This window comes from Salidesulfovibrio brasiliensis JCM 12178, assembly GCF_001311825.1.
GTDB lineage: Bacteria > Desulfobacterota > Desulfovibrionia > Desulfovibrionales > Desulfovibrionaceae > Pseudodesulfovibrio > Pseudodesulfovibrio brasiliensis.
The window spans coordinates 1-21,729 of record NZ_BBCB01000030.1; the positions used below are offsets into that span (position 1 = coordinate 1).

A 21,729-nucleotide genomic window follows, 5' to 3' on the forward strand; every position below is an offset into this window, starting at 1 on the left:
CGTCGCCCCTGTCAACCGTTTTTTGAAGATTTTTTTCAGTGTCTCTCTCAGAGACCCCGAAGCCGACCTTCCGGCTAACCGTCCGATTTACTTGGAAAGAACAAGTCGCTTGGTCCGTCCGGCGTTGCCGTGTCCCTCGCGACGAAGAGAGGTTCTACGGAAACCACCCTCAGAGGTCAAGCGCTTTTTTCAAAAAACTTCACTTTTATTTCACTCAATTTTCAACATATTGATTTTATAGAGCATTTTTGACTCGCCATTTCGCACCCTCCGTGCAGGAAAGCTGTCGAACTGCGCCCCTCCCTCACCATCTCGCAATCAAACCCCCGCCACAATTCGAGAATCGAACAATCCGACCGCACCATTTCACGGATCGAAACGCGCAAAACCGTCACAAAATGACCTTCTAGCCATAGAGAATCGGCAAGATCCAGCCGAGCCAGCCGGAGAGGATGAGGGCAACAAGGACATTCAACACCGCTCCCAGAACGAGCATGGCCCGCAACGAGGCTCCGCGCATTTCCCCAAAGGCCAGCGCATTGGCCGGGGTGGCGATGGGGGTCATGAAGGCGCAGGTGGAGGCCACTGACACCGCGACCATGGCCGGAAGCGCCGGAAGCCCCTGCGCCCCGGCCGCAAGATGGATGACCACGAAGAACCCGGCCACCACAACCGTATTGCTCATGACTTCCGTAAGGAAGATAACGGTAAGGACAGAAAGGAACATGAACAGCCACGGCGACATGCTTCGCCCGAGGAGCTGCGACGCCCAGCCTGATGCGGCCGCGTCCAGCCCGAACCAACGGGCCACGGCAAACACCAGAAGGAGCAGCGCCACAAAGATCACGCCCCGGCGCGGGATGCCGCCCGCAAAGTCGGACGGACGCAACAGCGGGCCGTCACACAGCGCGTCTGCCGGAAGTCGGCGAACGAACGCCAAGAGCAGGAATACCACGGTAAAAGCCAGAGCCGCCCAAACAGCGTTATCCGCAAATCCCGCCCAAAGCTGTTTTGCCACGGCCTCGCCCGCCCAGAAAAGCAGGAATGCGCCGAGCATCCACACACCCGCGCGCTGGCGGCTCGTCAGGCACTCGCCTTCTTTGCAATGAGCAGCCACCCGGACGCCGCGAGCATCGGACGGAAGTCCCAGCCCGGCGGCCACGCCCCAGGCGGCAATCACCAGCGCCACCACCAGCGGGAGCGACCACACGAACCAACTCACAAAGGTAATGCCCTCCCGGCCCGGCACATTCAGCAGGTCAAGCGCCACAAGGAGCACCGCATTGGCCGGGGTGCCGATCATGGTCGCCATGCCGCCTATGCCCGCGCCATAGACAGCGGATACCATCAGCGGCGTGGTCATGCCGTGGATGCCCTCGCGCCGGAAGTCGTCGTCGAGCACCCTGAGCACGGGCAGCATGGTCAGCACGGTCACGGCGTTGGGGATGAATGCAGAGAGGGTGGCGGCGGCTATCACTATATATAGTAATAGGCGCGAAGGCCTGCCGCCGCTTCGGGCAATGGCGCGCTGGACAAAACTCTCGGTGAGCCCGTTGACCGCCAGCATCCGGTACACGGCGTATGCGCCCGCGAAAAGCAGGCCGAGCGGCACGCGCTGCCAGATGGCGTCGAGAATGTCTGTCATGCGGAAATCGTCCTCGGTTCGGGCCTACCCGGTCTTCCGGGCATTATTGGCCCGATTGCGCGGACAATGCAAGACTATCCGGGGTGCGGAAACTCCAGAGAGAGAATGTAGCGCCTGCCGTCCACACCGTAGAACGGCATGGCGATCAGGCATGCGGGCAGGCCGAGTCCCGGCGAATCGAACGGCCGGGTCACGAATTTGTCGTAGCCCATTTCTATATATAGGTAATAGTCGCGCCCGCCGTGATCGAATCCGGGTGAGGACTCCGGCAGAGTGCGCGTTTTTTTCGCGTGCACCCCGCTACGAGGCCGCGTGGTGAGCTGCACCCCGGCGGGATCGATCACGAAAGCCGAGATGACCACCTCATGGTCGCGAACTATCTCCCGAACGCCCTGCTCAAAGCCGGATATACGGGCCTTGGCCATCGCTCCTGCCAGACGCGATGCTGTCCGGTTGAGCGCCTCGAACCGGGCCTTGCGGTCACGAATGGCTTCACGGCGCATGGCAAGGAACTTGTTGTAGGTCTCGCGAATCTTGCCAAAGAACATACGCGCCGGGTCGTCGGTTTCAGCGGCCTCATCCTTGGTATAGTAATACCCCTGCTGCAGCCCGATTCCGTTCTTGAGCAGGAAGATGGATTCCTCCTCGCTCTCCACGCACTGGGCGATGACGGACGCGCCCATCTCCCCGGCAAAGGAGACCAGCCGCTTCAGCATCCGCCCGGCCCGTTCATCCGCGTCCGCGAAAAACGAACGGTTCACCTTGATGAAATCGACATTGTGCGCTGCAAAGATGCCGAACACCGGGTCGTTCATGTCCACGTTATCTACCGAGAGCATCACGCCCTTGCGGCGGTAGAAGGTCTCCACATCCGGGGAAAGGCTCTCCAGCAGCCTCGGCGGGGCTTCGACGATGACCCGTTCGGGCGGGACACCCGCGGCCGAGGTCTGCTTGGCGAAGTGGTCCACAGCGGATTCGCTGCATTCGAGCACGGACAGGTCGAGGTTCAGGAAGAGCAGGATGGACCTGTGGTTGTCGGCGATGGACTTGAAATTCCGGAGCGCCTTCTCCCGGCAGAGCCGGTCCAGTTCCAGACGCGTTTGCGGTGGCGTGTCAGGAGAGAACATGCGCCCGCCCTCCACGCGCCCGCCGCGAGCCACGCCCTCGGAAAAGGCCTCGAACCCGAGAATGCTGCGGGTGGGAATGGAAACGACAGGCTGGAAGAGCGTATTGATGCTCCCCTTCTCCACCATCTGTTCAATGAGTTGCCGGTCGTCCATATTCTTCCCGTCTTTGATGCTTAAGTTCCAGCAACCTATACGAAATAAGCGGAAAGGCCAAGACACATCCTCTCTCCACCCACACAGCACACTGAAAAGAATCACACTTTTTGCTTGCCCGACACGAGACAAACTCCCGACCCCGACTAGCCTGTTTTCAGCCCCCGCCTTTTCGGATACACTGCCGCTTCCGCAAACACAGTCCTCAGGGAGCGAAAGAATACATGGCCGAATTCGTCCATCTGCACGTCCACACCGAATACAGCCTGCTCGACGGGGCCATACGGCTCGGCGACCTCTGTCAGCGGGCAAAGGACCTCGGCATGCCCGCCGTAGCCGTCACCGATCACGGGTCCATGTTCGGGGCCGTGGCCTTTTACATGACCGCCATGGACATGGGCATCAAGCCCATCATCGGCTGCGAGGTCTACGTGGCGCCCGGCGACGTGGACGATGAAGAAGCACACCTCAGGAAAGACAAGCCCGGCGGCTTCCACCTCGTGCTGCTCGCCAAGAACAACACCGGCTATAAGAACCTCATCAAGCTCGTCTCCAAAGGCTACCTCGAAGGCTTCCACTACAAGCCCCGCGTGACAAAGCACTGGCTGAACAAGCACTCAGAGGGGCTGATCGCCCTGTCCGCCTGCCTTGCCGGGGAAGTGCCCCGCAAGCTCATGAACGAGGGGCTTGACGCTGGCGTTGCCATGGCCAGGGAATACGAAGCCATCTTTCCGGGCAATTTCTATCTCGAACTCCAGCACAACGGCATCGGCGATCAGGTCCGGCTGAACGACCTGCTCATCCAGTGCGCCGAGAAGACCGGCCTGCCGCTGGTGGCAACCAACGACTGCCACTACCTCACCGCAGAGGACTACGAGGCCCACGATACCCTCCTGTGCATCCAGACACAGAAAACCGTGGACGACGAGAAGCGGTTCCGGATGGACACCAACCAACTGTATTTCAAGACGCCGGAGGAAATGGAGGAAGCCTTTGCGCACGTTCCCGAGGCCATCGAGAACACCCAGCGCATCGCCGAACGCTGCAACCTGACCATCGAGCTCGGCAACTACTCCTTCCCGGCCTACGAACTGCCCGAGGGCGTGTCCATGGACGAGGAGTTCGAACGCCTCTGCCGCGAGGGTCTGCAGAAACGCATCGAGGTGGCACCATACGAGGTGGACGAGAAAGTCTACTGGGACCGGCTCGAATACGAGCTGGGGGTCATCCGGGAGATGGGCTTCCCGGCCTACTTCCTCATCGTGCAGGACTTCATCAACTGGGCCAAGGACAACAGGATTCCGGTCGGCCCGGGGCGCGGCTCGGCGGCTGGCTCCATTGTGGCGTGGGCGCTCAGGATCACCAACATCGATCCCATCCCGTACGACCTGCTGTTCGAACGCTTCCTGAACGTCGAGCGCGTGTCCATGCCGGATATCGACGTGGACTTCTGCGAACGCCGCCGCCTCGAAGTGGTGCGCTACACCGCCGAAAAATACGGCGAGGACCACGTGGCGCAGATCACCACCTACGGGACCATGAAAGCCAAAGCGGTCATCAAGGACGTGGGGCGTGCGCTGGGCCTGAGCTTTGCCGAAACCGACCGCATCGCCAAGCTCATCCCCGAGGACCCGAACTACCTTGCCCAGCTTCTCGGCGTGGCCAAGGCCAAGATCACCGTTGCCAACGCGGCCAAGGGCGTTCCCGAACTGCGCCAGATGGCCGAGGACGACTCCAAGGTCGCCAAGCTCATCGACATTTCCAAGCGGCTCGAAGGCATGGCCCGCCACGCTTCCACCCACGCGGCGGGGGTGGTCATCTCCGAGAAGCCCATGACCGAGTATCTCCCCCTCTACACCGGGAAGAAGGGCGAAGTCGTCACCCAGTACGACATGAAAAAGGTGGAGAAGGTCGGCCTCATCAAGTTCGACTTCCTCGGCCTGCGCACCATGACGGTCATCGAGGACTGCCTCGACATCATCCGGGAGCAGGGCCGCGAAGCCCCGGACCTCGACACGCTGGCCCTCGACGACCCCAAGACCTACGAGATTTACAGCACCGGCGACACGGACGGGGTGTTTCAGGTGGAATCCTCAGGCATGCGGAAGTATCTGCGGATGCTCAAGCCCAACTGTTTCGAGGACGTCATCGCAATGCTCGCGCTCTACCGCCCCGGCCCGCTCGGCTCGGGCATGGTAGACGAGTTCATCAAGCGCAAGCACGGCGAGGTCAAGGTGTCCTACCCGCATCCCTCGCTGGAGGAGACGCTCTCGCCCACCTACGGGGTCATCGTCTATCAGGAGCAGGTCATGGCCTGCGCCATGATCATCGGCGGCTACTCCCTTGGACAGGGCGACCTGCTGCGCCGCGCCATGGGGAAGAAGATTCCCGAGGAAATGGCAAAGCACCGCGTCAGCTTCGTGGCAGGGGCCGAGGAAAAGGGCATCCCCAAAAAGACGGCGGACGAGATATTCGACCTCATGGAACAGTTCGCGGCATACGGCTTCAACAAGTCGCACTCGGCCGCGTACGCGCTTGTTTCCTACTACACCGCGTACCTGAAGGCGCATTTCCCGGTGGAGTTCATGGCCGCGATCATGAGCTCGGAAATGAACAACACCGACAAGATCATCATGTACGTCAACGCCTGCCGGGACATGAACATCAAGGTCAACCCGCCCAACGTCAACTCGGGCATGGCCCGTTTCTCGGTGAAGAACGGGGAAATCCTCTTTGCCATGGCGGCCATCAAGAACGTGGGGGAAGAGGCCATCAACGAGATCGCGGCCGAGCGCGACGAAAACGGCCCGTTCACCGACATTTTCGACTTCTGCGAGCGCATCAACCTCAAGCGCGTGACCAAGCGCGTGCTGGAATCGCTCAACAAGGCCGGGGCCTTCGAGTGCTTCGGCTGCACCCGCGCATCCATTGAGGAAGACCTCGACCGCGCAGTGGCGCTGGCCCAGAAAAAGGCCAAGGAAAAGGACTCCGGCATGCTGAACATGCTCGACATGCTCGGCGGCGAAGGTGCGGGCCAGCCCGCTCCCGGCCCGGAGCCCACGGATGTTCCCGAGTGGGAGGACCGCGAAAAGCTCTCCCGCGAGAAGGAAGTGCTCGGCTTCTTCCTGACCGGCCATCCCCTGCTGGCCTACAAGCACGAGATGCGCCGCCTGCGCCTGAACACGCTCATGGACTGCAAGACCATGCCCAAGGGCATGGAGGTCAAGGTCCCGGTCATCGTCCCGGATTTCAAGGAATACATCACCAAAAAGGGCGACAAGATGGCCTTCTGCACTGCGGAAGACCTGACCTGCACCGGCGAAGTGACCATGCTGCCCAACGTGTACGCCGAAGCGGGCGAACTGCTTCGCGAGGACCGCGCCCTGCTCGTCGAGGGCAAGATCGACTCCCGCGATGAAGACAGCGAAGCCCGCGCGACGCCAAGATTCTGGCCGACCGCGTGACCCTTCTGGCCAAGGCCGTCACCAGCAGCGACCAGCCCGCGCCCATCAGCATCGAAGAGGCCCGGCTCAACGACGCGAAGATGACCGCCCTCGAAGAACTCATCAAACGTCACCACGGCCAGACCCCGGTTGTGCTCAGGATCGGCACCCCGGATTCCTACGTGACCATGCGCCTTGGCAACGGCTGGCGCGTTACCCCGTCGCAGGCTTTCTGGAAGGAAGCCGACGAATGGCAACTGCAATAGGAGCACCCATGTCCCCGACCGTCGAACTCGTCTTCTTCTCCCCCACCGGAACCAGCCGCCGCACCATCGAAGCCGTGGCACAGGGCTTCGGGGCCGAAAATATCGTGCGAAACGACCTGACCCTGCCGCACCACCTCGGCCAGACCGAGTCGCCCATGGAAGGGCTCGCCATCATCGGCGTGCCGGTCTACGCGGGCCGCGTTCCTGCCCTTGCCGTGGAGCGCCTGAAAAAACACGTCCACGGCGACGGCCGTCCCGCCGCGCTGGTGGTGACATACGGCAACCGCGCCTTTGAGGATGCGCTGCTGGAGCTCAAGGACATCGCCGAAGACCTCGGTTTCATCCCCGTGGCCGGAGCCGCCTTTATCGGTGAGCACTCGTACTCCACCTTCGACACCCCGGTGGCCGAAGGCCGCCCGGACATGCGCGACGAGTCAGACGCCCACCAGTTCGGGCATCTGGTGGCCGAAAAGCTCTCCAAAGGCAAGGCTTCCTCGCATCCCTCGCTGGAGCTGCCGGGCAACCGCCCGTTCCGGGATGGAACCAGCGCCGGACCTCCGGCCCCGGAAACCGACCCCGAAGCGTGCGTGCTCTGCGGCGAGTGCTCCCGCTCCTGCCCAGCCGGTGCCATCATCGCCGGGGACGAGCTTTCCACAAACCAAGCCCTGTGCATCCGCTGCTGCGCCTGTACCCGCGTCTGCCCCATGAGCGCCCGTTCTCTGACACACGAGAAGATACAGGCTTCCGCACCATGCTCGTGGAGAAATGTTCGGACCGAAAAGACCCCGAATTCTACTTGTAGCCCTGTTCCGAAAACGAAGAAAAGGCCGCACATGATTCATGTGCGGCCTTTTCTTCTGACAGCATCTTTCTCGCTTGTACGATCACCTTTGATTCAGATTGTTCTGATTATTGGTTTTCATCACCTCCCTTCAGCAACGCACGCTTCGTTCACCCTGTTCCACAAGCATCCTGTCAAGTGGTATTCTGTTTCCATTCTCTTCCTTTGAGCGTGTTTTTTCTTCTTTGTCCATATGCCCGTGCTACACTGCTGCTCTTCTGAGAAATTCAACCAAAGTCCACAGGAGGACCGCTATGCAGATGTCAATGGAAGATTTTAAACGCGAGACATACGATCCGCGCACAGGGGCATTTAAACGTCAATGGATTCGGTATGGTGATGGAGTCTATGAACCTGTCCGAAAGCATGGTGAGGTGAGGAATAAATGGAGTGACCCTCATCACCAGTTCGCTTGGTGGGTAGAAGATAAGCCAAGCAATTGGATGCCCAAACATGAGGGAGCAGTTATGTCCTTAAACCACAACTATGGAGAAAAGAATAAACCTTCTCCCAAGAAAACCAGCTCAAACACTGAAAGCATCGGCACCACTCGCTCACGTCAACGAGGCAAACAGATTCAGGCTGTAATCAAAGACGATTTGGAGGAGTGGGCAAGCATTTATCGACAGCTCGGCAATATCCCCGGCTCTTCAAACATCAAACTCTTCGGTAAAAAGGGCGAAGAAGCCAGTGGGCTGGACCATCTGAAGGCCTTTGGCAAAGACCTTTTTCCTTGGGCGTTCCGGCCGGATAAAAAATAGCTTCCACAGTGAAACAATGAAAAAGCGGCCCGGAAGCTGATGCTTCCGGGCCGCTTTGAATGGCAAATCAATGTGCCGCCTACTCCACCACTTTCCCGAGGCGGTTCCAGCGGATGTCGGTGAGGTTCTCCCAAGACCAATAAATAAACAGGGCCTTGCCGAGGATGGCCTCGCGGTCCACGAAGCCCCAGAAACGGGAGTCGTGAGAACCGTCGCGGTTGTCGCCCATGACAAAGTACTTGCCTTCGGGAACGGTAATCTGCGGCATCTGGTCGCGGTGGGACATATGCGCCTTGCCGTTGAAGTATTCGGCGTACTGGTCCGGCGGCAGCACGTCCGGCATGCGGGCCGGGCGCGGGTACACCATGGAGCCCGTGAACTGGGTGAAGCTCTCGTTGACGGGCTGGCCGTTGCGATAGAGCTGCTTGTCCACGATCTCCAGCGTGTCGCCGGGAACGCCCACAATGCGCTTGATGAAGTCCACGTCCGGGTTCTGCGGATACTCGAAGACGATGATATCGTTACGTTCCGGATTGGAGACCGGGATGATGATCTTGTCCACGAACGGCGCCTTCACGCCGTACAGAAACTTGCTCACCAGCAGATGGTCGCCGATCTGGAGCGTCTGGAGCATGGAGCCGGAAGGAATCTTGAACGCCTGCACGATGAAGGTGCGGATGAACAGGGCCAGCAGTCCGGCGACTACCAGCACCTCAACAGTTTCACGAACGCTTTGTGTCAGGTCCTTTTTCATGCTTACTCCGGGTTGGACAGCTAGTCTTCGTCCGCCTTCAAAACGGCGAGGAAGGCTTCCTGCGGGATTTCGACATTGCCCATGCGGCGCATGCGCTTTTTCCCTTCCTTCTGCTTTTCCAGCAGCTTGCGCTTACGGGAGATGTCGCCGCCGTAGCACTTGGCGGTCACGTCCTTGCGCAGGGGCGGGTTGCGCTCCTTGGCGATGATCTTGTTGCCGATGGCGGCCTGAATGACCACCTCGAACATCTGGCGCGGGATGCTGCGCTTGAGCTTGAGCGCCAGAGAGCGGCCCACGCGCGTCGAGTTTTCCCGGTGCACGATGCAGGAGAAGGCATCAACAGGATCGCCGTTTATGAGAATGTCGAGTTTAATCATGTCTGCTTCGCGGTAATCGATGACCTCGTAATCAAGCGAGGCATAGCCCTTGGTGCTGGACTTCAGCCTGTCGAAGAAGTCGTACATGATCTCCGCGAAGGGGATTTCGTAGGTGATGATGACGCGGTTGCTGGTCATGTAGGCCAGATCCTTCTGGATGCCGCGTTTTTCCTCGCACAGGGCCAGCACCGCGCCCACGAACTCGTTGGGCACGTGCACTTCCATGCGCACGAAAGGCTCCCGAATGGTGTCGATCTTGGTGGGATCGGGCAGCTTGCTCGGGTTGTCGATATTGAGCGTCTCGCCATTCACCGTAACCACTTCGTAGACCACGCTCGGCGCGGTGGTGATGAGCCGGGCCTGGAACTCCCGCTCCAGCCGCTCCTGAATGATCTCGATGTGCAAGAGGCCGAGGAACCCGCAGCGGAAGCCGAAGCCGAGCGCCTGCGAGGTTTCCGGCTCAAAGGTGAACGCCGCGTCGTTGAGCTGCAGTTTTTCCAGCGCGCCCTTGAGCGGCTCGTATTCTGACGGTTCCACCGGATAGAGCCCTGCGTAGACCATGGGCTTGATGGGCTTGAAGCCCGGATATGCCTCGGCGCAGGGGCGGTCAACATGGGTGATGGTGTCACCCACGCGCGCGTCACCGAGATCCTTCATGGAAGCGCAGAGGAAACCGACCTCGCCCGCGACCATGGATTTCACCTCTCTGGGCTCGGGCATGAACGCCCCGAGGCGCGTAACCTCGAACCGCTTGTCACTGGAGAGCATGCGGATGTCGTCGCCCTTCTTGAGCGTGCCTTCCACAACGCGGATGAGCGCCACAACGCCCTGATACGAGTCGTACCACGAGTCGAAAATCAGCGCCTTGAGCGGCTCTTCGGAGCCTCCACGCGGGGGCGGCAGCAGGTCGATGACCGCATCAAGTACGCGATCCACGCCTTGGCCGGTCTTGGCGGAAATGCAGATGGGGTCGGAGCAGTCGAGGCCGATGGTCTCCTCGATCTCGTTGGCGATGTGCTCCGGATCCGCGCTCGGCAGGTCGATCTTGTTCAACACCGGAATGACCTCGAGGTCGTTGTCCAGCGCCAGATAGACGTTGGCGAGCGTCTGGGCCTCGACACCCTGCGTGGCGTCCACCACAAGCAGCGCGCCCTCGCAGGCCGCGAGGCTGCGGGAGACTTCATAGCTGAAGTCCACGTGCCCCGGCGTGTCGATCAGGTTCAGGATGTACTCCTGCCCGTCCGAATGTTTGTACGGTATGCGAACAGCCTGCGACTTGATGGTGATGCCGCGTTCGCGTTCAAGGTCCATCCTGTCAAGATACTGATCTTTCTTGTCGCGCTCCGAAACCATCCCCGTCAGTTCGAGGATGCGGTCGGCCAGCGTGGACTTGCCATGGTCGATGTGAGCGATAATGCTGAAATTTCTAATATTTTCTTTTTTCATGATATGCAGGCCCGGTCGGCGGTTTGTTGAGCATGGGAAAAGGCCCGGTCCTACCGGGGAAGCAGGTGATGCTTTTTACGGTACTTCGGCCCGAGTGTCCAATACTATAACCTTCAGGCGGTTTCCTTTCGGGAAACGGCCATGAAGGTCAGCATGATGCCGGGGATGCCGATGGCCGTAAACGTCATCAGCGAGGTACGAAGCGCCTGCATGTAGAGGGTGATGTTTTCCTCCGTCACGGCCGCGTCGCCCAACAGGCGGGCCATGACGACGGTGATGAGGATCATCCCCGAGGTCATGCCCACGGTGCGCATCACGGCGGTCATGGCCGAGGCCACGCCCAGATGCCGGGCTCCCACGCTGCCCATGATGGAGCTCATGTTGGGCGTGGAGAAAAATGCGGTGCCAAGGCCGACGCACAACAGCACGGCCACAATGTGCCACATGGAGGTCTCCAGCCCGATCATGGAAGCCAGCGCAACGCCCACAACGGACACGAACATGCCCGTCCCGGCCAGCTTGTGGCTGTCCATGGTGTCGGAAAGCCGCCCGGCCAGCGGCGAGAACACCGCCATGGTCAGCGGCTGGATAACCAGAACGGTCCCGGCCTCCTGCGCGGTCATGCCCTTGCCGTACTGAAGGAACACACTGAGCAGAAAAGTCACGCCGAAGGTAGCTGTATAATTGATATACTGCACAAGACAGCCAAAGGAAAACGGACGATTCCCGCGGAACAGGCGCAGGTCCAGCAGCGGATGCGCGCACAGTCGCTCCCAAAGAAGGAAGGCGATCAGCGTTGCGAGTCCTGCCCAGAGGAAGTGCATCCCGTGCGGCTCGTCAAACGTGGAGCTGCCGAACACGGCCAGCCCGATGCCCGAGGCGGACAAAATGGACCCGAGCCAGTCGAAGCCCCCTTCCACCCGTCTACGAAAGGTAAGCGGCAAGCCGCGCACGGCCATCCATAAAGCCGCAAGGCATGGGATCACGCCGGTAAACAGAAGCCACCGCCAGCCGAAGGTAGTGGTGATAATACCGCCAAGGAACGGCCCTGCGGAGATGCCCAGATACACCCCGGTGATAGAGATGCCGATGGCCTTTCCCCGCTCTCCGCGAGGATAGGCTTCGGTCAACAGCGCCATGCCGGGCGAGATCATCATGCTGCCCGCAAAACCCTGCAACAGCCTGAGCAGCACGAAATGCTCCATGTCATGCACGAAGCCGAGGGCAAAAGTGATGACCTGATACAGCGCAAGGCCGATACTGAAGATGAGGCCGCCGCCGAACATGTCGCACAGCCGCCCCGCAGGAAGCAGCAGCATCGCCACCGCCGCGATGTAGGAAGACTCCACCAGCGAAAGGTCCACCGCGCTCGCGCCAAGCTCCCGCCCGATGACCGGCAGGGCCACGGCCACGCCGGACACCATGTACGGCACCGCGAACTGGGTCGCGGTGATGGCAAAAAGAACGGATCGCTTGTCTGTGCGCGGCATGCAGTCTCCCGAAAAACAACGCCGGAACGGAAACCCGTTCCGGCACAAGATAGTTTACGGTGCAACTAGTTCATGTCTGCGCAGGTGTCAAGCTCCCCGGTTCATCCCGGTCACCGGGTGTCGCGTCACATGGAGTTGATGAGGGTGTTGTTGCTTTTGCCCTTGGAGCCGCCGTGAACCTTGCGGTACGCCCTTGCATCCTTTTCGAGCTTTTCGATGATGCTCGGCACCAGCTTGTCCATGGTGGTCCGCCGCGTTGGCGTTTTCAAACGCGCCCCGCTGGCAAGCTCGGCATGAATCTCGAACAGGACCCACGCCTTCGGACCGGACGCATAGCTGTCCTGCTTGGAGGCCAGCACGCTCACATTGGTGAAAATATCGCTGTTCTCGCCCAAATACTTCGCAAGCTGTTGCCGTTGACCTTCTGGGATCTGGCGCTTGTTGATCTTCCCGGCAAAAGAGACCTTCGGCATCTTGCTTGAGCCGAACCACTCGCTCTTGCCGTCAAAAAGATCGAAGCCGAAAAACACGACCAGCGTCCCGATCGCGATAACGGCAAGCAGCACATTTCGTATGACTTCTCCGTTTGACATCCGCACAGTCGCCCCCCTAAACTCCTGCAAACTTGTCGGAACCGTCCGTCCCGCGACTAATACCACACGGGCCCCACAGGTCAAGAATCGCACTTTCCAAAGGAAAAACAATGCTCTCCATACTGCTCAAGGGCATGATCATCGGCCTGTCCATCGCCGCCCCCGTCGGCCCCATGGGCGTCATGTGCATCCAGCGCAGTCTTTCCGGCGGCATCCGAGGCGGCATGGCCGTGGGCCTCGGCGTGGCCGTTGCCGACGCCATCTACGGCGCCATCGCAGGCTTCGGCCTGACCATGGTCTCCGGCTTCCTGCTCGACCATCAGGCATGGTTCAAGATCATCGGCGGCCTCATCCTGCTCTGGGTCGGCATCAAAACCCTGCGCCAGCCCACCGCCCTGCCCGGCACCGTCGACCAGCCCAAACCCGGCAAGCTCTCCAGCGACTTCGCCGCCTCCTTCATCCTCGGCCTCACCAACCCCGCCACCATCGTCTTCTTCATGGCCGTATTCACCGCCTTCAGCTCCGAAGGCCTGCACTTCGACAGCCGCGGCGCCGTCATCCTCGTCCTCGGCGTCTTCCTCGGCTCCACCGGCTGGTGGGCCTTCCTCAGCACCGCCGCCACCCGGATGCGCAACCGCCTCACCCGGCGACTGCCCCTCGTCAGCAAGCTCTCCGGCGGCGTCATAGCCGCATTCGGCATAGGCGCATTCCTCACCCTGTTCATCTGATTGGTTTTTTCCGCCCTTTGGGGTATCTTCCCAATAAACAGCCGGAGTAGAACATGGCCGAAGGCAAAGATCTCGACATACTGGAAATGCCCTTCGAAGGGCTGGCCGCCTACTGGCTTTCCATCCGAAAAATCAAGGACACCCGCAAGGCAAGACCATCATCCGCGACGAGCTGGACGGCACCACCGAAGTCTACATCCGCCACCTGCTCGAAACGGTCTTCTCCAACATGGACCCAGCCCTCGTCCGCAAACTCGCCGAAGTCAAACGCGACACCCTGCTCGACGACTACCGCCGCAAAATCGACCTCATGCGACTCTCCCTCTTCGCCATCGCCTCCGGCGAAAACCCCCGCGTCACCCTCGTACGCATGGACTCCAAATTCTCCCACGCCCCGCTCTCAGAAAAAAAAGCCTTTGAAATGGCCTCCGGACTGGTCAGCGCCGTCAACGAAAAAGGCGCAGACCTCGCCACGCTCCTCGCAGTCGACCACAAGCTCCGCTTCGACCGCCTCGTGGTCAAACTGCTCTTCTTCGCCATCTACGCCCGCCGCGAAGGCAAAGCCGGACTCGAACGCTTCCTGCGCCACACCAAATCCCGCTACTTCACCGAAGGACTCTCCCTCGCCATAGACAACTTCGAACCCGACTTCCTCGCCTACCACCTCGAAGGCATCCGAGACCAAACCATCGCCGAAACCAGCCGAAAAATGGACATGTCACTCGAAATGGCCCTCGGCATCCGAGACAAAATGCCCTACGACGACGTCTTCCGCATCGCCAAAGCCTACATGCCCGGTTGATTGCCGCATGGAGCAAGCTCACCCCAACGCCACCAAGAAATCAGCACATTGACAAATGAAATGGACTCTGAAACTCAACACGACGTCCAAGTGACAGGAAATGGATCTACTACCCTACTCCCTCGTTGATGCTGCACAATGACACAAGGAACGCTGAATGAGTCCGAACCACAACAACCCATTGGAAAAGCACAAAGCAAAAGCATACCTCGCAATAGCCATCATGTTGGCAGCCATTCTCTCCGGCGGCCTCTACGTTGGATATGAGTCCATGGCTGCAACGTGAGAGAACGGGGCTATGAACGACACCTTCCCCTTCGCGAATGCTCCCCCCTCTCAGAGTCATGGCACTCGTCCCAACTGACGGAAGGCAAGGTGGTGCGACGAGGCGATGAAAACGGTTTCATCATGCCATCCCGAATCCACGACAATCCTGATTTTGAAGTCGTGTTCCTAGGCGGCTCGACCACTGAATGTCTGAGCATCCCGGAAAAGCAACGGTTTCCATACCTTACCGGCCGGTTGTTGGAAAATCAGCACGACATGAAAGTCAACGCATATAACGGCGGCAAATCCGGCAGCTCGTCAAACCACAGCGTATTAAGTCTCTTCGGGAAAGTGATCCCCATGAACGCCGATGCCGTAGTGCTCATGCACGCCATCAACGATCTCATGTTCCTGATGACGGCAGGATCATACTGGGCAGAACACTATCGCCGTGGAATGATACAAGAAAAACACTACGACCCGATCCGCAAGTGGGTCACAGAAAGAGAAATAAACCATATCTTTCTGCCATCTCCGAGAACCGATTACGACCAATACCGGGGAAAACCTGCAGACCTCGACATCGGCAGGATCACGCAATCCTTCAGGAAAACGCTCGAACTCTTCATTTTCATCTGTAGGCAGCATAATATCAAGCCAGTGCTCATGACCCAAGCCAGCCGCATTACGGCCACGCCCGACAACTTCATGCAGGCAAAAGCAAAGCAGCTGAAAAGCGATTTCTCTGTGGAATATGAAGACTTCCAAGAAGCTTACAGCGCCATGAACCAGACCATTCGCAACGTGTCCAAGCAGCAAGACGTCCTGCTCATCGATCTTGCAAAGCAAATCGCACCAGATGAAAGCATGATGTACGATTCCGTGCACTTCACGGTGAAAGGCTCACAAGCCGTCGCAAAGATTGTTGCCGAGACACTCGGCAACATGCTCTTGCCCGGCTGATCACCTTACAGAGTGCCTCCGGCGGCCCCTTCAGGGGGACCAAAGGGCCGGGGGCCCTCTGGACTCCCTGGTTTGTCTGGGAAAGGTGGAAGGGCCGGGTGAATGCGCTGCGCGACATTCACCCGGCCCTTCCACCTTTCCCAGACGGGAGTGTAAAGTCCTTCAGATTTGTTTCAACAGCGTTCGCCACTGGCAAGGGAGTTAGCAAGACAGAAAGTCCCTTTGCGGTAAGCTTGCTGAGAACGTCACGCCACTTGGGAATACCCCATCCCCACTCCGCAACCTCTTCCAACACTCCGCCCCAAAAAGTACTCTGTCTTGTCAAAACCCGCCAAGCGGCAACGTCATCATCCGAAAGCCACATCCCGTTCCAGCCGCTTGGCAAGCCAAAGCATTCTGCGGAGGGGGTTGGGAGAGTCTGAGAGGGAAGGGGGAACCGCTCTTGGAAAGAGGGGGTTCCCCTTCCCTCTCAGACCGCCGGGAGGCATCTTCCCCTCGCGCCCGCTTCCGGGTATGGTCCGGGCCATGACGAACATTCACGGCATCATCGGCTGGCCGCTTGGGCATACGCTCAGTCCGGCCTTGCACAATTTTGGTTTCCGGTCCCTTGGCATTGACGCGACGTATGAGGCGTGGCCCACTCGTCCGGCGGATTTGGGGGCGTTCATGCACCGGGTCCGCGAGGAGGGCATACGGGGCGTGAGCGTGACCATTCCGCACAAACGGGCGGTGATGGAGCATCTGGACGAGCTGACCTACCGGGCGAAGTCTGTTGGCGCGGTGAACACGCTTTTCTGGGAGGACGGCAGGCTCTGCGGGGAGAATACGGATATCAGCGGGCTTGCGGAGCCGCTGCGAAAGATCGGCAGCTTACCGGAAAGCGCCCTGATTCTGGGGGCTGGCGGCGCGGCGCGGGCTGCGGCGGCTGCGCTCAGGGAGCTGGGGGTTTCGGATGTGGCGGTAACGAACCGCACGCGCAGCCGGGCCGATGTTATCGCGCATGATTTCGCGGTCAGGGCGGTGGACTGGGAGGCGCGCATGGACGCGGCTCCGGGGCTTATCATCAACACCACGCCGCTTGGCATGTCGGGCGAGATGGTTGACGCCACGCCGTGGGAGGCGGACCGCTTCCCGGAGCACGGTGGTGTACGACATCGTTTACAACCCGCTCAGGACAAAGCTGCTGAACGAAGCCGAGGAAGCCGGGTGCCGGATTGTCGAGGGGCTGGAAATGTTCCTGCACCAGGGGTTGGCCCAGTTCAGGCTCTGGACCGGCAGGGACCTCGACGAAGCGGCTGCGCGCGAGTTGTTGCTCGCGGAGCTTGGCTAGTGACTTTCCAGCGGCACGCCGTCGCAGACGAAGGAAATGCCCTGCTGGGAGGCGGTGCCGATCATCACTGACTGGATGATGGGTGCCGAAACCGCTTTTTCCGCGCTCCAGTTCACGATGAAGTTGGCTCCTGACCCGCCGGTCTTGTCGTTGGCCGGAATGTTCACCTCATAGGTTTCCAGCGGACCGAGCGTTACCGGCTTGTCCAGAAAGGCATGCAGTTTCTTGCCGTGGTCATCGTAGTAGTCGATCACGGCAACGGTGATGGACGTGTCGAGGTCGACGTTGCGGATGCTGAGCATGACGGCGAGCTGGTAGGGGCGGCCTTTTGGTCCCTGATAAATATGGGAATAGGCCGGGACGTAGACGTTCTGCCCTTCCACGATGGCCTGATCCGCAGCCGCGGGAACGGCCAGCAGCAGGGAAAAAAGCAATACGGCGATAATGCGGCAACGCATGGTACGGACTCCTTACAGGGGTTCGAGAATACGGTGAGGGTACGAAGATTCCTGCCGATTCGCAAGCGTATCACGCTTTTCTTGCCCTGCCATGTCTGCTAAAGCATAATCGAACCTGATTTGATCACCGACAGCAAGGACTTCATCCATGAAACGTTTTATCTTCCTTCCCGCAGCGGCCGTGCTGTGCATGTTTCTTCTGATGGGCTGCGCCCCGAAATCCGGGGGAAACGCCTCGTCTGAAACCGAAAAGGCGATGGACGCTTCGCCGCAGGCCTGTGGCACGGAAGCCTCCATCATGATCTACGACATGACCCGCGGAGAATGGGTGGTGCGCAACGAAAAACGCGCCGAACGCGATTTTCTGCCCGCCTCCACCTACAAGATTCCGCACACGCTCATCGCCTTGCAGTCCGGCGTGGTCGAAAAGGACGAAGTCTTCAAGTGGGACGGCAAGGACCGGGGTTACGAGCCGTGGAACCGTGACCTGACCCTTGAGGAGGCCTTCCGCTGGTCCGCCATCTGGGTCTATCAGGAGATCGCCCGGCGCATCGGTGCCGAGCGCATGCAGAATTACGTGGACCTCATCGGATACGGCAACACCGACATCGGCGGGAACCCCGATTCGTTCTGGCTGGACGGGAACCTGCGCATCTCCTCGCGCCAGCAGATCGAGTTCCTGCTGCACCTGTACATGAACGAGCTGCCCTTCTCCACGGACAACATGGAGTTCGTGAAGAAGATCATGGCCCGCGACTCCGGCCCCGGCTGGCTCATGCGCGCCAAAAGCGGCTGGGCCCAGCGCATCAGCCCCCAGCACGGCTGGATGGTCGGCTGGATAGAGAAGGAGGACGGCACCGTTTTCTTCGCCACCAACGTGCGCATTGACAAACGCGAGGACGCGGCCCTGCGCATGGCTTACACCAAGGTAGTGCTTCAGGAGCTCAGCGTCATCAGCGAGCCGCAGTAATCACCCGCCGCCCACAGGAGCAACCATGACCGACATACCCAAGGGATTTCATTTCGCCACCGCCGCCGCCGGGTTCAAGAAGCCCGGCCGCGATGATCTGGCGCTCATTGCCAGCGACCGGCCCGCCGCTGCTGCGGGCGTGTTCACCAAGAACCTTTTTCAGGCCGCGCCCGTGCTCCAGTGCAAGGCTATGCTCGCCCGCACCGACAGGGCCAGCGCCTTCCTCGTCAACTCCGGTCAGGCCAACGCCAGCACCGGCGAAGAGGGTCTCAACCGCTGCCGCGAGACCCTGAACATGGTGGGCAAGGCCACGGGGTTGCCAGCGGACGAGATTCTCCCGGCCTCCACCGGCGTGATCGGGCCGCAGCTCATCATGGAAAAATGGGAAGCCGCCGTGCCCGCGCTTGCCGACACCCTCGGCAAGGCCTCGCCCGAGGACGCGGCCAAGGCGATCATGACGACGGATACGGTTCACAAACTGGCCTCGGCAACGGTGACGCTCTCCGGCGGCACCGTGCGACTGCTGGGCATGTGCAAGGGCGCGGGCATGATCTGCCCGAACATGGCCACCATGCTCGGCTTCATCTGCTGCGACGCGGACGTTTCTCCGGGCCGCTGGCGCGACATGCTGGCCGGGTGCGCGCTCAAGACCTTCAACCACATCACCATCGACGGCGACACGAGCACCAACGATTGCGTCATGGGGCTTGCCAACGGCGCGTCCGGCGTTGCCGTGGAGTCCGACATGGACCTCGACCTGCTGGAGCAGGCGCTCATGGACCTCTGCCGGGACCTCGCCTACATGATCGTGCGCGACGCAGAAGGCGGCACCAAGGTGGCGCATATATCAGTGAGTGGTGCCATGGACGACAAACAGGCGGAGCTGGTGGCGCGGGCCGTGGGCCATTCGCCGCTGGTCAAGACCGCGCTGTTCGGATGTGACCCCAACTGGGGCCGCATTACCGCCGCCGCAGGCCGCTCCGGTGCCATGTTCGACCCCTCCAAGCTGGTGCTGACCATCGGCGGCATCGCCATCTACGAAAACGGCGGCCCGGTCTCCGGCGACATGGACGTGCTGCTTGAGCCGGTCATGGCCGAAGCCGACATCGAGATCGGCATCGACCTCGGTGCGGGCGAAGGCAAGTACACCCTGCTCGCCTCGGACCTGAGCCGTGAGTACGTTTCCATCAACGCGGATTACAGGTCGTAGGGAGAACTGCCATGCCCATCCTCAGGCTCGAAACATGGGAAGGACTGACCAAGGATACCAAGCGGGACTTCGTGGAGACCATGACGCGCGAGACCTGCCGGATACTCGGGTGTCCGCCCGAGGCCGTGACCGTCATCATTGATGAAAAACCCAAGGAGAACTGGGGCGCGGCCGGGGAGCTTTGCTCCGAACGATTCCCGGACAAGTAGAAATCATTGCGAATGCCGCAGGACGTGGCATCATGAAACCATGAAGAGGCAGACCATGAAGAAATTCGTCCCCCTGTTGATGCTCGCCGCGCTCGCGCTTTCCGGCTGCGGCAAGGACTGGGTCAATCCCAACATCGCCGACCCGCGCAAGGAAGACCAGATTTTTCAGGAAGACAGCAAAATCTGTCACAAGTTCGCCAAAGAACACAATCCGCAGATGAACGAACTCGGCATGCAGGAACCGGAATACTCCGACGAACTCGCGCGCGACGAATTCGACTACACCGAGAACAAGGCCGCATACTCCTACTGGGAAAAGTGCATGCGCGCCCGAGGCTGGATCACCAGCAAGGAATACTACGGAGACTAACCAATGCTCGACGCTCCCGGCTCCAAGCCCGTTCTGATTCTCGGCGCCACCGGATACGTTGGCGGCCGTCTGGCACCGCTGCTGCTGGAACGCGGCTATAAAGTGCGGGCCGCCGGGAGAAGCGCGGCCAAGATTCATGCCCGCTCGTGGGGCAACCACGAGAACCTCGAAGTCGTCACCGCCGACCTCTTTGACGAGCAGAGCCTCGTCAAGGCCATGGACGGCTGTGACACCGCGTTCTACCTCGTGCACTCCATGTCGCCCTCCACGCGCGACTTTGCCGAGGCGGACCGCGAGGCCGCGTATAACGCCGTGGAAGCCGCCAATGAAGTCGGTCTTGACCGCTTCATCTACCTCGGCGGACTGGGCGAGAAAAGCGCCGACGGCCCGGAACTGAGCCACCACCTGCGCTCGCGGGCCGAGGTCGGACGCATCCTCAAACTGGGCTGCACCCGCACCACCATCCTGCGGGCGGCCATGATCCTCGGCTCCGGCTCGGCCTCCTTCGAGATCATGCGCTACCTCTGCGACCGCCTTCCGGTGATGATCACCCCGCGCTGGGTGAACACCCGCTGCCAGCCCATCAGCATCCGCAACGTGCTGGGGTACCTCGCCGGATGCCTTGAGCACCCGAAGACCACGGGGCGCACGCTGGACATAGGCGGGCCGGACATCGTCACCTACGCCGAGCTGTTTCAGATTTACGCGGAGGAAGCCGGGCTTAAGAAACAGCGGCTCATCTCCCTGCCGGTCATGACCCCCAAGCTCTCGTCCTACTGGATCAACCTCGTGACCCCGGTGCCCTTCAACCTCGCCCAGCCGCTGGCCGAAGGGCTCGCCAACGAGGTCATCTGCCGCAACAACGACATCCGGGACATCATTCCGCAGGAACTCGTTTCCTGCCGTGAAGCCATCAAGCTCGCCATCGCCCGGACCCGCCAGATGCAGGTGGACTCGCACTGCTTTGACACGGGCAACGCCTGCACCCCGGAGTGGTCCATAGAGGGCGACGCATCCTACGCGGGCGGCACGGTCTTCAAGGACCGCTACGCCGCGCGCCTTCAGGGCGACATCGACGACATCTGGAAGGTCATCGAACGCATCGGCGGCGAACAGGGCTGGTATTTCGGCGATCCGCTCTGGCGGTTTCGCGGCTTCATCGACAAGCTCATCGGCGGCCCCGGCGTAAGGCGCGGCCGCACCGACCCGGACGCCATTCATGTCGGCGACGCGCTGGACTTCTGGCGCGTGGTGGACGTGCGCGATCGTGAACGGCTTCTTTTGAAGGCCGAGATGCGCCTGCCCGGCGAGGCCCTGCTTGAATTCCGGCTGACCCCGCTCTGGGAAAAGGCCGTGGAGATGAAGATGACCGCCAGCTTCATGCCGCGCGGCCTGTTCGGGCTGCTCTACTGGTACGCGGTCTATCCCTTCCACAGCCTGATATTCCGCAACATGATCGAGAACATCGCGGGCATGGCCAGCGTGCACATGTACGAGCGGCCCAAGAAGCTCAAAAAGTGATCCGG

At 60.4% G+C, this 21,729-nt stretch carries 18 protein-coding genes and 2 pseudogenes; 13 read left to right on the forward strand and 7 right to left on the reverse strand.

Annotated elements, in window-relative coordinates:
• Window positions 1-406 precede the first annotated feature (406 nt).
• Both JCM12178_RS09195 and JCM12178_RS09200 read right to left on the reverse strand, forming a co-directional pair.
• Entirely contained in the window at window positions 407-1,645 is a 1,239-nt protein-coding gene (locus tag JCM12178_RS09195) for an SLC13 family permease (RefSeq protein ID WP_054650749.1), read from the reverse strand.
• A 74-nt stretch (window positions 1,646-1,719) separates the two neighbouring features.
• Window positions 1,720-2,925, reverse strand: coding sequence for a sensor domain-containing phosphodiesterase (locus tag JCM12178_RS09200; protein ID WP_054650751.1), 1,206 nt, complete (start codon window positions 2,923-2,925; stop codon window positions 1,720-1,722).
• A gap of 224 nt (window positions 2,926-3,149) precedes the next feature.
• On the opposite strand from JCM12178_RS09200, the pseudogene dnaE reads away from it, so the two are divergent.
• From dnaE to JCM12178_RS09215, 3 genes and pseudogenes are all read left to right on the forward strand, one after another.
• Window positions 3,150-6,634: pseudogene (gene dnaE, locus JCM12178_RS09205) on the forward strand (DNA polymerase III subunit alpha).
• A gap of 8 nt (window positions 6,635-6,642) precedes the next feature.
• Entirely contained in the window at window positions 6,643-7,644 is a 1,002-nt protein-coding gene (locus JCM12178_RS09210; RefSeq protein ID WP_054650753.1) for a 4Fe-4S binding protein, read from the forward strand.
• Between the two features lie 85 nt (window positions 7,645-7,729).
• Complete coding sequence (locus JCM12178_RS09215; protein WP_054650755.1) at window positions 7,730-8,236, forward strand: hypothetical protein; 507 nt, start codon at window positions 7,730-7,732, stop codon at window positions 8,234-8,236.
• 79 nt (window positions 8,237-8,315) lie between these two features.
• On the opposite strand, the gene lepB is transcribed toward JCM12178_RS09215, so the two are convergent.
• The 4 genes from lepB to JCM12178_RS09235 all read right to left on the reverse strand — a co-directional run bounded on the left by lepB (window position 8,316) and on the right by JCM12178_RS09235 (window position 12,869).
• The gene (gene lepB / locus JCM12178_RS09220) at window positions 8,316-8,990 is read right to left on the reverse strand and encodes a signal peptidase I (protein ID WP_054650757.1); all 675 of its coding nucleotides are present in this window, start codon (window positions 8,988-8,990) and stop codon (window positions 8,316-8,318) included.
• A 20-nt stretch (window positions 8,991-9,010) separates the two neighbouring features.
• Window positions 9,011-10,813, reverse strand: coding sequence for a translation elongation factor 4 (lepA, locus tag JCM12178_RS09225; RefSeq protein ID WP_054650759.1), 1,803 nt, complete (start codon window positions 10,811-10,813; stop codon window positions 9,011-9,013).
• Window positions 10,814-10,926: 113 nt separating this feature from the next.
• Window positions 10,927-12,303, reverse strand: coding sequence for an MFS transporter (locus tag JCM12178_RS09230; RefSeq protein ID WP_054650760.1), 1,377 nt, complete (start codon window positions 12,301-12,303; stop codon window positions 10,927-10,929).
• A 125-nt stretch (window positions 12,304-12,428) separates the two neighbouring features.
• Window positions 12,429-12,869 carry a hypothetical protein gene (locus tag JCM12178_RS09235; protein WP_157054850.1) on the reverse strand — a complete coding sequence of 147 codons (441 nt, stop codon included), beginning with the start codon at window positions 12,867-12,869 and terminating at the stop codon, window positions 12,429-12,431.
• 137 nt (window positions 12,870-13,006) lie between these two features.
• Here JCM12178_RS09235 and JCM12178_RS09240 point away from each other — a divergent pair, with 137 nt between their 5' ends.
• The 5 genes and pseudogenes from JCM12178_RS09240 (at window position 13,007) to JCM12178_RS20850 (ending at window position 16,986) form a co-directional block, all read left to right on the forward strand.
• Window positions 13,007-13,624, forward strand: a complete 618-nt coding sequence (locus JCM12178_RS09240) for a LysE family translocator (RefSeq protein ID WP_083465834.1) — start codon at window positions 13,007-13,009, stop codon at window positions 13,622-13,624.
• Window positions 13,625-13,853: 229 nt separating this feature from the next.
• Entirely contained in the window at window positions 13,854-14,426 is a 573-nt protein-coding gene (locus JCM12178_RS09245; protein ID WP_245628696.1) for a hypothetical protein, read from the forward strand.
• A 375-nt stretch (window positions 14,427-14,801) separates the two neighbouring features.
• Entirely contained in the window at window positions 14,802-15,656 is an 855-nt protein-coding gene (locus tag JCM12178_RS09250) for an SGNH/GDSL hydrolase family protein (RefSeq protein WP_054650764.1), read from the forward strand.
• Between the two features lie 525 nt (window positions 15,657-16,181).
• Window positions 16,182-16,610, forward strand: a pseudogene (locus tag JCM12178_RS20845) (shikimate dehydrogenase family protein); the annotation flags it as partial.
• A gap of 190 nt (window positions 16,611-16,800) precedes the next feature.
• Window positions 16,801-16,986: a hypothetical protein gene (locus JCM12178_RS20850; RefSeq protein ID WP_369404493.1), complete on the forward strand. Its 186-nt coding sequence runs from the start codon at window positions 16,801-16,803 to the stop codon at window positions 16,984-16,986.
• Here JCM12178_RS20850 and JCM12178_RS09260 read toward each other — a convergent pair.
• On the reverse strand, window positions 16,983-17,444 hold the full coding sequence (locus JCM12178_RS09260; RefSeq protein WP_054650766.1) for a DUF3124 domain-containing protein: 462 nt from the start codon (window positions 17,442-17,444) through the stop codon (window positions 16,983-16,985). The genes JCM12178_RS20850 and JCM12178_RS09260 overlap by 4 nt on opposite strands.
• A gap of 148 nt (window positions 17,445-17,592) precedes the next feature.
• Between JCM12178_RS09260 and blaOXA the strand changes: the two genes are divergently transcribed.
• From blaOXA to JCM12178_RS09285, 5 genes are read left to right on the forward strand one after another with little or no spacing between them, the layout of a single operon-like run.
• On the forward strand, window positions 17,593-18,414 hold the full coding sequence (gene blaOXA / locus JCM12178_RS09265) for a class D beta-lactamase (protein WP_054650768.1): 822 nt from the start codon (window positions 17,593-17,595) through the stop codon (window positions 18,412-18,414).
• A 25-nt stretch (window positions 18,415-18,439) separates the two neighbouring features.
• Window positions 18,440-19,624, forward strand: coding sequence for a bifunctional glutamate N-acetyltransferase/amino-acid acetyltransferase ArgJ (gene argJ, locus JCM12178_RS09270; RefSeq protein WP_054650770.1), 1,185 nt, complete (start codon window positions 18,440-18,442; stop codon window positions 19,622-19,624).
• A gap of 11 nt (window positions 19,625-19,635) precedes the next feature.
• A complete protein-coding gene (locus JCM12178_RS09275; RefSeq protein WP_054650772.1) occupies window positions 19,636-19,833 on the forward strand; it encodes a 2-hydroxymuconate tautomerase family protein in 198 nt (65 codons plus the stop codon).
• A gap of 55 nt (window positions 19,834-19,888) precedes the next feature.
• A complete protein-coding gene (locus JCM12178_RS09280) occupies window positions 19,889-20,203 on the forward strand; it encodes a hypothetical protein (protein ID WP_157054851.1) in 315 nt (104 codons plus the stop codon).
• A gap of 3 nt (window positions 20,204-20,206) precedes the next feature.
• Entirely contained in the window at window positions 20,207-21,724 is a 1,518-nt protein-coding gene (locus JCM12178_RS09285) for an SDR family oxidoreductase (protein WP_054650776.1), read from the forward strand.
• Window positions 21,725-21,729: the final 5 nt, after the last annotated feature.

Bases quoted from the DNA above. Each gene is read 5' to 3' on its own strand.
- JCM12178_RS09195 (WP_054650749.1), bottom strand. From the start codon at position 1,645: ATGACAGACATTCTCGACGCCATCTGGCAGCGCGTGCCGCTCGGCCTG.
- JCM12178_RS09200 (WP_054650751.1), bottom strand. From the start codon at position 2,925: ATGGACGACCGGCAACTCATTGAACAGATGGTGGAGAAGGGGAGCATC.
- JCM12178_RS09210 (WP_054650753.1), top strand. From the start codon at position 6,643: ATGTCCCCGACCGTCGAACTCGTCTTCTTCTCCCCCACCGGAACCAGC.
- JCM12178_RS09215 (WP_054650755.1), top strand. From the start codon at position 7,730: ATGCAGATGTCAATGGAAGATTTTAAACGCGAGACATACGATCCGCGC.
- lepB (WP_054650757.1), bottom strand. From the start codon at position 8,990: ATGAAAAAGGACCTGACACAAAGCGTTCGTGAAACTGTTGAGGTGCTG.
- lepA (WP_054650759.1), bottom strand. From the start codon at position 10,813: ATGAAAAAAGAAAATATTAGAAATTTCAGCATTATCGCTCACATCGAC.
- JCM12178_RS09230 (WP_054650760.1), bottom strand. From the start codon at position 12,303: ATGCCGCGCACAGACAAGCGATCCGTTCTTTTTGCCATCACCGCGACC.
- JCM12178_RS09240 (WP_083465834.1), top strand. From the start codon at position 13,007: ATGCTCTCCATACTGCTCAAGGGCATGATCATCGGCCTGTCCATCGCC.
- JCM12178_RS09245 (WP_245628696.1), top strand. From the start codon at position 13,854: ATGGACCCAGCCCTCGTCCGCAAACTCGCCGAAGTCAAACGCGACACC.
- JCM12178_RS09260 (WP_054650766.1), bottom strand. From the start codon at position 17,444: ATGCGTTGCCGCATTATCGCCGTATTGCTTTTTTCCCTGCTGCTGGCC.
- blaOXA (WP_054650768.1), top strand. From the start codon at position 17,593: ATGAAACGTTTTATCTTCCTTCCCGCAGCGGCCGTGCTGTGCATGTTT.
- argJ (WP_054650770.1), top strand. From the start codon at position 18,440: ATGACCGACATACCCAAGGGATTTCATTTCGCCACCGCCGCCGCCGGG.
- JCM12178_RS09275 (WP_054650772.1), top strand. From the start codon at position 19,636: ATGCCCATCCTCAGGCTCGAAACATGGGAAGGACTGACCAAGGATACC.
- JCM12178_RS09280 (WP_157054851.1), top strand. From the start codon at position 19,889: ATGAAGAAATTCGTCCCCCTGTTGATGCTCGCCGCGCTCGCGCTTTCC.
- JCM12178_RS09285 (WP_054650776.1), top strand. From the start codon at position 20,207: ATGCTCGACGCTCCCGGCTCCAAGCCCGTTCTGATTCTCGGCGCCACC.